Below are 12,143 nucleotides of genomic sequence, written 5' to 3'. Positions count from 1 at the left end.
AGTCTAAACAGGTATCTTGTACCAGTTTAACATGGGTGTAAAACGCTGTGGACTCAGTTTTGAAAATACTTTGAGGTCCCCCATGTCTTCCGCACCAATCCGGCTCGGGCAGTTCGGCCTGCTGATCCTGCTGGCCGGGCAATTGCTGCTGCAACTCGATTTTTCCATCATCAATGTCGGCCTTGCCGCCATCTCCGCCTCGCTGCACGCCGGCGAAACGGAACTTGAACTTTTCGTCGCCGCCTATGGCGTCGCCTTTGCCGTCTGCCTGGCCATGGGTGCGCGCCTCGGCGACAATTTCGGCCGCCGTCGCATGTTCGGCCTGGCCGTCCTATTGTTCTGCCTCGCCTCCCTGCTATGCGGGGTGGCGACGTCAGTCGCCTTCCTCATCGTTGCCCGCGCCCTGCAGGGAATTGCGGCCGCACTCATGGTCCCGCAGGTACTGGCGACCATCCATGTCAGCCTGACCGGACGCGATCACGCCCGCGCCGTCTCGCTCTATAGCGCGATCGGCGGCATCGCTTTCATCGTCGGCCAGGTTCTCGGCGGCTTCCTGATCTCGGCTGATATTGCCGGCTCCGGCTGGCGCAGTATCTTCCTCATCAATCTGCCGGTCTGCATCCTGATCCTGCTCAGCGTGTGGCGACATGTTCCAGAAACGCGTGGCCAAGGCAGGGTTCCGGTCGACTGGTCGGGCATGATCACGCTGGCGCTGCTGACGCTCTCGGTCTTGCTGCCGACCGCGCTCGGCCCGTCGCTCCACTGGAACTGGCTTTGCCTGCTCGGCTTCGTGCCGATCCTGCCGCTGGTGGCACTCCTTTGGCGCATCGAGCGTGGCAAGGAGGCGCGTGGAGCCTTCCCGATCTTGCCGCCGTCGCTCACGCGCATCTCCAGCATGCGCTTCGGAGGGCTGATCGCCATACTCTTCTTCACCTGCTGGAGCGGTTTCATGTTCGTCTTCGCCCTTACCTTACAGGCGGGCGCCGGGCTGACACCGCTGCAGTCAGGCAATGCCTTGATCGCGCTCGGCGGCTCCTATTTCGTCTCGGCCGCTTTCGTGACGCCTCGCCTTGCAAACATACGGCGTGAACTCATGCTGGCAACGGGCTGCGTGATCCAGATGAGCGGGCTGGCGCTGCTCATCGTGACGCTCGAGACGGTCTGGCCGCAACCAGGCGTCCTCAACCTCATTCCGTCCACAGTGCTGATCGGTTTCGGCCAGGCGCTCATCGTCAACAGCTTCTACCGGTTGGGGCTGGCGGACGTGCCGCATGAACATGCTGGCGCCGGCAGCGCCATGCTCGCCACGATGCAACAGGTGTCATTAGGTCTGGGACCGGCAATCCTCGGGGCGGTATTTGCCCAGGTACTGCAATATTCCAGCGCCTATCTCTCCGCCGGGGTCACGGCGATCGCCGTCGAGCTCGGGCTGATGGCCATTCTCCTGGCGGCCACGCTTCTGCGGCTGGCACGGCAGCGCCGCCGACCTGAAGAAGTCGAGATCGACGACGCCCTCATCGTCGCGCCCGAATGATAGGAAGTTCCAGATAAGTTGATGCCATAGCGAAGTCCGGCCTGTGACCAGGCCGGACTTGCAAGCATGAACCTCGTCTTCGACTAGATACCGTTATGCCGGCAGCTGGAAGAACCAATTGGCGATCAGCACGATGGCGAGGCCGCCGGCAAGCGCCAGATAGGGTAGAATACCCGCCTTCCTGACACCCAGATCCTGGCCGACCAGACCGAGATCATCCATGGCGCCGGCCGGGAACTTGCCGCCATCGCGAACATAGTGCCTGTAGGCAAAGACCGGCAGGATAAGAGCCGCAAAGGCAAAGCCGATCCAGAGCGCATTGGCATAGCCCCAGACCTTGGCACCCGCGCCCAGGAAAAGCGCATTGACGAAAGCTAGGACGGTATTGAGACCGATGAGCCAGGACGGCGCCTTCCACGGACGCTCGACATGGCCGGAGTCCATGCGGTGTATCCAGCCCGAATTGAGGTTAAGGAAATTGAAGATGATGTATCCGACGTTGGAGACCGCAAGCACGAAGAAATAGCCGCTCGTGTCCGACGCAATGGCGAGAAGAAAGAGATTGAAGGCAAAGTCCGTCCACATCGCTCTCGTCGGCGCGCCGTTCTCGTTCACATGGTCGAGATATTTCGGCAGCCAGCCATCCTTCGAGCCTTGATAGAGGGTGCGCGAGGAACCTGCCATTGCCGTCATGATCGCCAGGAACAGCGCAAGGATCATCAGGACGACGAGCAGCTGTGTGACGACACGGCCGGCACCGATCAGGCCGCCGAGCGCTTCACCGACGCCGGTGCCATCAACGATACCAGGCGCCAGCATGCCGGCATGACCGAGCACGCCCTGGAATGCAAAGGGCACAAGGAAGAAGAAAATGCAGCAGGCAAGGCCCGAGTAGAAGATTGCCTTGAAGGTATCCGTCTTCGGGTTCTTCAGTTCGCGCGTATAGCAAACCGCAGTTTCGAAACCGTAGGTCGACCAGGCGGCAATATAGAGACCGCCGAGGAAAAGCGTCCAGCCGCCATTGCTCCAGCTGCCGTCGGTCGCAGCATAGGCAGCTGTCGGCGGCAGCAGGCCGGTCACGTTGGCGGAGAGGATTTGGCCGCTGACGATCGGATAGATGCCGATGATCAGAAGCGGCACGAGCACGATAATCGCGAGCCACTTCTGCACGCTGGCCGTCTCGGAGATGCCGCGATGCTGGATCGCAAAAATGATCAGCATCAGGATGCCGCCGATGAAGAAGGTAGCGTTGATATTGGCGGTCGCGAGGAAAGGAATGTTGAAGCTGACGAGAGACCAGTTGCGGATGGGCGGCGTAAAAGCTGCAACGCCATCAGCGCTGAGTAGCGCTTTCACCGCATCGTCGGGCGATGTACCGGCATGGGCCGCGATGTATTCGGCAACACGCGGGCTATCGGCGGTGATCGACGCCGCATGGGCGCTGATCCAGCTCAGCACAGCCTGTGAATCCGCCGCGGGGATGGGAAAGAAGGCATTGAGGATATAACCGGCCGCGATGGCGCAGCCGAGAGACAGCACCGGCGACCAGGCGAACCAGTTGCACCAGACCGAAAGCGGCGCGATGAATTTCGAATAGCGCAGCCAGGCGGTCGCACCATAGACCGAGGCGCCGCCGGATTTGTTGCCGAACATGCCGGCAATTTCGGCATAGGTGAAAGACTGCAGGAAACCCATGATCATCGAGATGATCCACACGACGAAGGCAAGCTTGCCTGTCGTGCCGGCGATGCCGCCTATGGAGAAGAGAACAAGCGGCGGCACGCCCGCAGCCACCCAGAACGCGCCCTTCCAATCCAGCGCGCGTATAAGCTTACCTTCGGTGCCGGCGGGAGCGCCGGCGTCCACGATGTCAGTCATTGGTGATATTCCCCATTTTGTTCCGGACGTATCTCTCGTACGTCTCCCTGAACGTGCCTCCCATGGCGTTGCGGGGCTTGCTGGAGGTTTTCATGAGCCGAGTCTGCGCGCGGATTTCCAGATGCATGCCCTTTATGCATAGTGAAGATATTTTCTTTTTAGTCAATATCCCTTTACTTTCAGACGGCATTTTGTCAGCATGATTCCGGTGTCCGACACGCCTCATTTCCCGAGAGGGCTCTATGCGAGATCTCCATCCGTCAACCGCCGGAATACGGCCCGTCTCAGCGAGCATTATCCGCTATCCGGGCATTCCAGCGCTGCCGCCGGACACTGAGCGTTATCGCTGCAAGGGCGGTGGGTCGCTGATCGTACGCGTCGAGCCCGGTGACCGGGTTTCGGTGACGGATAGCGAAGGTGGCCAGATCTGCGAGCTGACCTTCCTTGACGAGAGGGGCCGTTTTCAATCCGCAGGATTGGGGTCGGCGTTCACCGGCGAAGCGACAGGTCTTAAAGCCATTCTTGCCTCGAGGGATGAAAGTGCGGCTCGCGTCAGGGCGGCGCTTGAGCGCCGAGGCGCCGATCTGGCATCCGCAGCAGCACTTCGTATCTTCGGGGCGTCGTCACCGGCGGGCAACACCGCGGATTTCACCATCGCGACCAAGGGCCTGCTGATCGCCTGTGCGCCGGGAACGGCCATGTCGCCCGAGACGCAGGATACGGCAACGCCCATCGAGCTCAGAATACGCCGCACGACGATCCTGCGAGACTATGCTTCCGCACTCCCCGAACCGCTCGCCGATCCGATCGAAGACATCCGCGTCAAGGCAGCGACCGCTTCGGCCTATTTCGTCCGCGCCGGCGAATATATTCAGATCATCGACGTCTACGGCCGGCAATGCACCGACTTCCAGGCCTTCTCCGCCCGCAAGGTCGACAAAGGCCTCGACCTTGCGCTCGATTCAACCGTAACCCGCACCCTGCTCGGCCGCAGCTATCCGGCTCCCGGCCTTCCCTCCAAGGCCTTCGACCGTGATTTCGAGCCGCTGGTGGAAATCGTGCAGGACACGGTTGGCCGCCACGACGCCTTCGCAACGGCCTGCAACTCCCGCTACTATGACGACATGGGCTATCCCGGTCACGTGAACTGCACCGACAATTTCAACGCGGCGCTCGCTCCCTATGGAATTGCCGGCCGAAAGGGTTGGGAGGCGCTCAACTACTTCTACAACACCAATGTCGATCACAATAACCAGCTCTATCTCGACGAGCCCTGGTCCAGGCCCGGCGATTACGTCCTGATGCGCGCCCTGACGGATCTTGTCTGTGTCTCCTCATCTTGTCCCGATGACATCGACGCGGCCAATGGCTGGGACCCGACCGATATCCACGTGCGCACCTTTTCCGGCAAAGAAAAATTCACACGAGCGGTGGCCTATCGCATGACCCCAGACGCCGATCCCGAACTGACGCGGGAAACCGCGTTTCACCCGCGCCTCTCCGCCCTGACGCGCGACTACACCGAATATCGCGGCTTCTGGCTGCCGAACCGCTTCTCCTCGGAAGGGTCGGTCGAGGAATACTGGGCCTGCCGTGAACGCGCCGTGGTCATCGACCTCTCGCCGCTGCGCAAGTTCGAGGTGACAGGACCGGATGCCGAGGAATTGCTGCAATATTGCCTGACGCGGGACGTGCGCAAGCTCTCGACCGGCCAGGTCGTCTATTCCGCCATGTGCTACGAACATGGCGGCATGATCGACGACGGCACGCTGTTCCGCCTCGCAGACAAGAATTTTCGCTGGATCGGCGGTGACGACTATAGCGGCATCTGGCTGCGCGAGCAGGCGGAGAAGAAAAGCTTCAAGGCCTGGGTGCGCTCCTCCACCGATCAGATGCACAATATCGCCCTGCAAGGCCCGAAGAGCCGCGATATCCTCAAGGAGATCATCTGGACGGCGCCGCGTCAGCCGACGATCGGCGAGTTGGAATGGTTCCGCTTCACTGTCGGCCGCATCGGCCATTTCGAGGGAGCACCGGTCGTCGTCTCTCGCACCGGCTATACCGGCGAGCTCGGCTACGAGATCTTCTGCCATCCGAAAGATGCGGCCACCGTCTTCGATGCGGTCTGGAAAGCCGGCGAGCCCTATGGTCTGAAGCCGATGGGCCTGGAGGCGCTGGACATGGTGCGCATCGAGGCGGGCCTGGTCTTTGCCCATCACGAATTCGACGATCAGACCGATCCCTTCGAGGCCGGCATCGGCTTCACCGTTCCGCTGAAATCCAAGCAGGACGATTTCGTCGGGCGCGAGGCGTTGGTCAGGCGAAAGGAAAACCCACGGCATCTGATGGTCGGACTTGATATCGAGGCCAACGAGGCTGTCGGACATGGCGATTGCATCCATATCGGCCGCGCGCAGATCGGCGTGGTCACCAGCGCCACCCGTTCACCGATCCTCGGCAAAACCATCGCGCTCGCCCGTGTCGACGTCACGCATGCGGCTGTTGGAATCAAGGTCGAGATCGGCAAGCTGGACGGTCAGCAAAAGCGGCTTCCGGCTGTCATCGTGCCGCTTTCTCACTACGATCCGCAGAAGACGCGGCCGCGATCCTAATCCGACTTCTTCTGCGCGGCCGAGATTGCGCGTGCCGCCTCTTCCGAGGAATTGGCAAGCGTACGCATCTCTGCCGCCAGGACCGCAAAACCTGATCCGGCCGTGCCTGCTCTTGCAGCCTCGATGCCGGCATTGACGGCAAGCAGCTTCAGGTAGCGCAGCGACTGCAGAATTTCGTTGGTCTTCGATGCCGTGATCCGCATATCCGCGGTCTGCTCGTCGAGGCGCTGGTAGAGCGATTCAATATTCAGGATACTGCCTTCGAGATAAAGAAGCTCCCCGGTCTCGTCCCAGACACCGCCGCCGGTCTCCGTTACCCAGAGGAAATGGCCGTCGCGATGACGGATGCGATACTCCATCGTCCAGTCGGTGCGGCTTTCCAGAGCCTTGCCGACAAGCTCATCCATGAGCGGAATATCGTCTTCGCACATGATCGAAGTAAAGGTTCGCGCGCGGTTGCCGATGATCTCATCGGCGGGATAGCCGAAGATGCGCTCGATGCCGTCGGTCATCTTAAGCATCGTATAGTTTTCGTCCGCCCGGCAGCGATAGAGAAAACCCGCCATACGGCCAAGAACGCTTGTCTGAAAATCCATGGAAGCCATGCCCGAAGAGAAGGTTGCGGATGAACTCGTTTCGTCTCAACGCATAAAAATCCGGCAAAGGCTGCTCTCCGCCTCCCTTGCCGGTTAGTTGGGGAAATGATCGCGGATCAATTGCGCAGATATTCCTCCATCGAATCGTCAAGCGCGTCGACCCAGGGTGTGTGATGTGTCGGCGACATGGTACCGGTCATCAGCGAACGGTAAGCGTGGTCACGGAAGCCCATGATGTTTTCCGCCTTGTGATGCTCCCACTCCATGAAGGTCTTGTTAGTCCCTTCGATGTCGAAGCTCGGATAATCGGTCTCGGCGAGCAGCTCCTTCACATAATCGCCCTGGTACCAGATCATCTGTTCGGCATCCTCAAGCGTCTCCTCGCGGGCACGCCACTGGTCGAAGTTTGCCTGCAGCTCTGCTTCCGGTGGCAGCTTGATGCGGCCCATGATGACATCGCGCGCCCACCAGGCCTGAACGTCGAACATGTTGAAGGTGTAGAACTGGTCCTGCATGCCGATATAGAAGAGCTGCGGATTCTTGTCGAAGATCACGCCCTTGTAGAGATGGTCGGCCCAGAGGCGGTTAGCAGTCTTTAGCCGCAGCTCGTCAGGCAGGAAGGGGAAATGGTGCTGATAGCCTGTGCAGAGGATCAGCGCGTCGACATCCTTCGATGAGCCGTCGAGGAAGTAGGCCGTCTTGTTTTCAAGACGCGTCAACAGCGGCCGCTCCTCGAAATTCTCGGGCCATTTAAAGCCCATCGGCTTGGAGCGATAACTCGTCGTGACAGATTTCGCCCCGTATTTCCAGCATTGCGAACCGATATCCTCGGCCGAATAGCTGTGGCCAACGATCAGCACATCCTTGCCTTTGAATTCCAGCGCGTCGCGAAAATCGTGGGCATGCAGCACGCGGCCGTTGAAGGTCTTCACCCCTTCGAAATAGGGCACGTTCGGCGTCGAGAAATGACCCGAGGCAACGACGACATAGTCGAACACCTCGTCATACATCCGGTCCTGAGGCCGATCATGCGCGGTTACCGTGAACTTCTTCGTCTCTTCATCGAAGCGCACCATGCGCACGGGCGTGCTGAAACGTACCCATTTGCGCACATCGGCTTTCTCGACGCGGCCCTTGATATAGTCCCAAAGCACGGCACGCGGCGGATAGGAGGCGATCGGCTTGCCAAAATGCTCCTCGAAGGAATAGTCGGCGAATTCCAGGCACTCCTTCGGGCCGTTCGACCAGAGATAGCGATACATGCTGCCATGGACAGGCTCGCCATATTCATCGAGGCCCGTACGCCAGGTGTAGTTCCAGAGGCCGCCCCAATCCGCCTGCTTTTCGAAGCAGACGACTTCCGGGATATCAGCACCCTTCTTTGCGGCCGATTGAAAGGCCCTCAACTGGGCAAGGCCCGAAGGGCCGGCACCGATAACGGCAACTCGTGTCATGTGGCATTCCCCTTCTCGATTGTATCGAAGTTTTTATGGCATGCAGTCGTTTCGCGCCGTGTCGGCATCAATCCGGAAAAATGCCGGGACTGGTCGGGGCGCCGTCGTCATATTTCGACAGCCAGTCGATCGTGGTCTGGCGGAAGCGCGTCAGGCCCTTATAGTCGATGAGCTCAGGCGGCAGGGTCTTCAGCACACGCGGGAAACGGCGCGCCCATTTCGGCACTGTGACGAGCTCATTCATGTTCATCAAATAGCAGCGGATGACGAAGAGAATGGCGTTGGAGCGCGGCAGGCGCCACAGGCTCTGCAGCTCGACGCGAAGATGCACCTTCTCGCCAACATTTTCCGGTGTAACCGTGGTGCGATCCGGACCCCATTTCGGGTAGTTTTCGGGGCTGGTATCGAGGCGTGGATTGATCGTCATCGTCCAGTTGAAACGGCGGGTCGGCTTGCCCTGCTGCAGGTTCAGGAGGAACTTCAGCGCACGGTCGAAGACGCCGATCTGGTGGGCAAGCGGCACCGGCCCGTGCCACTCCATGAAGTTCATGCCGATATCGAAATCGAGCGACCAATCGGCCTGGGTCGTCACCATGCCGGCATCCATCCAGAGATTGCCATCGCGCTGGTCGACGATGCAGAAATCGCCCTGTGCCTGTCGGGTGATGTATTCGAAGGGTTCGTAAGGCAACGTCGACGCATCGCCGAAGGTGAAGGTGTCATCTATGCCGAGCGGCCTATTGATCCAGCGCCACCGGTCGCCGTTCTTGGTGAGCGTGAAATGCTCGGGATAGCCGGCCGCCTGCTCTTCCATCAGCAGTTCCAGCGTGTCCCATTGCGCTGTCATCATGTGCGGCAGCGCCTGATAGCGTAAGGGATCTTCCTTCAGCACCAGAGCCCGGTCATGCATCTCGGCGACATAGTGCTCGTCGACGTCGATCAGACTTTCGTAGACCGTGTTCTTCCGCCCTTTCACATGCGGCTCCATGTTGACTGAATACATGTATTCGTCGCGATCGAAGGGGAACGGAAAACGCCGGATGTTTTCCGGACTGTTGCGATAGGTAAAGTCGTCCCGAAACGTTTCCTGCTTGAAGGCGATTGCCATGCCCATTCTCCTGGATATCGGCCGGATGCTTAGAGGTCGAGATGCAGCGCGCTTCCCTCGAAGCGGGAGACGCAGATCATCACCTTTCGGCCGGAGGCTTTTTCTTCATCGCTCAGATAGACGTCATTGTGCAGAAGCTTGCCGGCGCAGACGGCAACACCCGTCTCGCACTGCCCGCAGGCGCCGCCGCGACAGAGGAAGGGCGCATCGACACCCGCTGCCTCGATCGCCTCCAGCATGCTCTCGTGATGGCCGACGTGAACGGTCTTGCCCGACCGCGTCAGCATGATGGAGAAGGGCTTGCCGGGCTGCGACGACAGGAAGCGTTCGGAATGCAGGTTCTGTTCCGGCCAGCCGGCCTCGATGCCCGTCTTCAACACGCCGTCGATCATGCCGGCCGGGCCGCAGACATAGAGATGCGTGCCGAGCGGCTGGCTTTCGAGCAGACGTGCGACGGGCATGAAATTGCGATCGGCGTCGCAATAGATCTTCACGCGCTGCGAGCCATATTGCTCGACAAGTTCCCGGCAATAGGCGCCGCGATCGATCGAACGCACGGCATAATGTAGCTCGAAATTCGCGCCCTCGCGCGAGAACTGCTGCATCATCGCGATGAAGGGCGTGATGCCGATGCCGCCGGCAATCAGCAGATGCTTGCGCCCGCGCCAGTCCGGCTGGAAAAGATTGACGGGATAGCTGACCTTGAGCTCATCGCCCTCCCGCACCTTCTCATGCATGAAGGCGGAACCGCCGCGCGACTCCTCGACGCGCAGCACGCTGATCTCATAGGCCGAGCAATCATGCGGCGGCGACATCAGCGAATAGGCATTGCGACGAACATGACCCTCGTCGTTCATCGAGACGATGACATGGGCGCCGCCGGAAAAATAAGGCATCGGCGTGCCATCGAGACGCTCGAAGCGGAAGCGCTTGATGCGATCGGCAACGGGCGTCACCTTCGCGACACGAACCGGAATTTCCGTACCACCGCTCACAGGAACAACTCCTCGGGATCAGGCGCCGTGCCCGGCTCTTCCGCATCGATGTTGACCCCCTGGAAGGCGCCGAGCCGGCGCGAATAGTGGTCGCGCACCAATAGCGGAAGCCCGCAATGGCTGCAGGCAAAAGGACTATGCGTGACATCGTCAGTGATGCCCTTGCAGTGGACGCATTGCACCCGTCTTGCAAGCGAGCCGCGATGCTCCGTGATGATCGAGGCGTGATCCATGCCGTAGTCGAGCGCCACCATCATCGCCTGGCCGATAAAGCCCTCGGTGCCGGCGATATAAAGCCGCGTGCCCATATTTGCCGTTGCAAGCGAACCCTTCAGACGGAAGAGCAATGTCGCAATCGTCGGCACCGTGAAGAACATGTCGCTGCCGAGCCCGCGCAGGGTCTCGTCATGGTCCCTGCCCCGTGAGCCGCGCGCGACATAGAGGATTTCGCTGCGCGACAGGATGGTATCGTCAAGCCCGACCATCTGGTCGAGGAGGGCATTGGCCCCCTCACCTTCCAGCGCGAAGAGATGCCGTCGGGCATGCGGCTGGATGGAGAGACCCTTGTAGACCGGTCGGCTCTTGATGCCTTCGACAAGCATGAGCGCCTCCTTAACCGATGGCCGTCCTCTTCTTCTTTTCCGGGTCATCGAACGGCAGCGTATGGGCAATCGCGCTCGCCTTCAGGCTCTTGCCGCGCACTTCGAGCTTCGTGCCCTGCACGGCCTTGTCGACATCGAGGCGGGCGATCGCCATCGATTTCTTCGTCAGTGTCGAATAGCAGGGGCAAGTGATGACGCCGACCTTTTTGCCCTCATAATACACCTCGTCGCCGAGATCGGCCGGACCGTCGGCATCGATGAGCATACCGAAGATCTTGAAGCGCTCCTTGCCCTTGAGGCGCGCATGTTCCTCGGCACCGCGGAAGCCGGTCTTGCCGGGGCTGACGGTGAAATCGAGGCCGAGTTCCCAAAGGCTATCGCCGGGCGGCTGGTCGGCGAAGGGGTACATCTGCGAGTTATCGTAGGGATAAAAGAGCAGATAGCTTTCAACGCGCAGCATGTCGAGAACGCTGAAGCAGCAGGGGATGATCCCCATCTCCCCGCCTTCCGCGACGATGCGGTCCCAAACCATTGGCGCATCCTGGCCGCGCACGAAGATCTCATAACCGCGCTCGCCGGTATAGCCTGTGCGCGAGATCATCACAGGCGCGCCGAACAGCGTCGTCTGCATGTGATGGAAATATTTAAGATCGCGGATCCCAGGCACATATTTTGCGAGATAATCGACGGCGACCGGGCCTTGCAGCGACAGATCGTGCAGATCGTCGTCGAAGAGGACAGCGCAGTTGCGGCCGGCCGCCTGCTTGAGCACTTCCTCGTGGCCGGAGCCTGAGCCATGCACCAGCATCCAGGAATTTGGACCGGTGCGGTAGACGATGCAGTCGTCGGTGAAGTAGCCGCGATCGTTCAGCATCGCGGCGTAAACCGAGCGGCCGGGATAGATCTTCGACATGTCGCGGGTGGTGATATAGTCGAGCACGGCAATGGCGTGCGGTCCGACCAGATGCACCTTCTTGAGGCCGGAAACGTCCATGATGCCGGCCTTGGTACGGATCGCGACATGCTCCTGCGACATGTCCTTATCGTAAGTCCAGGCGGTTCCCATGCCGCTCCAGTCCTCGAGTTTCGATCCGAGAGCACGGTGCCGGTCCGCCAACGCGGAGAAACGCCATGATAATGCCATTTCGTTCCCTCTTTTTCTTCTACGGAATATTTATTTCCTGACTATAATCGTCTTTCGCGCCTTGGCAAGCCGATCCGAAGGGTTTTTCTTGGCCATCCGGATGGTGTTTCGCTCTAACACCTCGGCGGCTTCTTACTCGCGGCGCGATAAGCGGCAATGACGGTATTGGCCATCAGCATGGCGATCGTCATCGGCCCGACACCGCCCGGAACCGGCGTGA

9 protein-coding genes and 1 pseudogene are annotated in these 12,143 nt (G+C 60.1%); 2 read left to right on the top strand and 8 right to left on the bottom strand.

Annotated elements, in window-relative coordinates; translation table 11 throughout:
* Window positions 1-82: 82 nt before the first annotated feature.
* Window positions 83-1,534, top strand: coding sequence for an MFS transporter (locus PH558_RS32460; protein ID WP_095438582.1), 1,452 nt, complete (start codon window positions 83-85; stop codon window positions 1,532-1,534).
* Between the two features lie 93 nt (window positions 1,535-1,627).
* On the opposite strand, the gene PH558_RS32455 is transcribed toward PH558_RS32460, so the two are convergent.
* Window positions 1,628-3,412, bottom strand: coding sequence for a trimethylamine N-oxide permease (locus tag PH558_RS32455; RefSeq protein ID WP_285208342.1), 1,785 nt, complete (start codon window positions 3,410-3,412; stop codon window positions 1,628-1,630).
* A 242-nt stretch (window positions 3,413-3,654) separates the two neighbouring features.
* Here PH558_RS32455 and PH558_RS32450 point away from each other — a divergent pair, with 242 nt between their 5' ends.
* Complete coding sequence (locus PH558_RS32450) at window positions 3,655-6,024, top strand: trimethylamine N-oxide demethylase (protein ID WP_285208341.1); 2,370 nt, start codon at window positions 3,655-3,657, stop codon at window positions 6,022-6,024.
* Here PH558_RS32450 and PH558_RS32445 read toward each other — a convergent pair.
* The 7 genes and pseudogenes from PH558_RS32445 to PH558_RS32415 form a co-directional block, all read right to left on the bottom strand.
* Window positions 6,021-6,620 (bottom strand): methyl-accepting chemotaxis protein, encoded by a 600-nt coding sequence (locus PH558_RS32445; protein WP_285208340.1) that lies wholly within the window; start codon window positions 6,618-6,620, stop codon window positions 6,021-6,023. The two genes, PH558_RS32450 and PH558_RS32445, sit on opposite strands and share 4 nt — an antisense overlap.
* Before the next feature lie 116 nt (window positions 6,621-6,736).
* Window positions 6,737-8,074, bottom strand: coding sequence for an NAD(P)-binding domain-containing protein (locus PH558_RS32440; RefSeq protein WP_285208339.1), 1,338 nt, complete (start codon window positions 8,072-8,074; stop codon window positions 6,737-6,739).
* A gap of 67 nt (window positions 8,075-8,141) precedes the next feature.
* Complete coding sequence (locus PH558_RS32435; protein WP_113408598.1) at window positions 8,142-9,182, bottom strand: heme-dependent oxidative N-demethylase family protein; 1,041 nt, start codon at window positions 9,180-9,182, stop codon at window positions 8,142-8,144.
* 29 nt (window positions 9,183-9,211) lie between these two features.
* Complete coding sequence (locus PH558_RS32430; RefSeq protein WP_285208338.1) at window positions 9,212-10,177, bottom strand: PDR/VanB family oxidoreductase; 966 nt, start codon at window positions 10,175-10,177, stop codon at window positions 9,212-9,214.
* A complete protein-coding gene (locus tag PH558_RS32425) occupies window positions 10,174-10,779 on the bottom strand; it encodes a dimethylamine monooxygenase subunit DmmA family protein (protein ID WP_285208337.1) in 606 nt (201 codons plus the stop codon). Before PH558_RS32425 ends, PH558_RS32430 begins: the two co-directional genes overlap by 4 nt.
* Window positions 10,780-10,789: 10 nt before the next feature.
* The gene (locus PH558_RS32420) at window positions 10,790-11,923 is read right to left on the bottom strand and encodes an aminomethyl transferase family protein (RefSeq protein WP_285208336.1); all 1,134 of its coding nucleotides are present in this window, start codon (window positions 11,921-11,923) and stop codon (window positions 10,790-10,792) included.
* Between the two features lie 113 nt (window positions 11,924-12,036).
* Window positions 12,037-12,143: pseudogene (locus PH558_RS32415) on the bottom strand (bifunctional methylenetetrahydrofolate dehydrogenase/methenyltetrahydrofolate cyclohydrolase); the annotation flags it as partial.

This window comes from Rhizobium pantanalense (genome assembly GCF_030182525.1).
GTDB lineage: Bacteria > Pseudomonadota > Alphaproteobacteria > Rhizobiales > Rhizobiaceae > Rhizobium.
The sequence above is the reverse complement of the archived record's forward strand: the minus strand, read 5'-3'. Positions and strand labels throughout refer to the sequence as shown.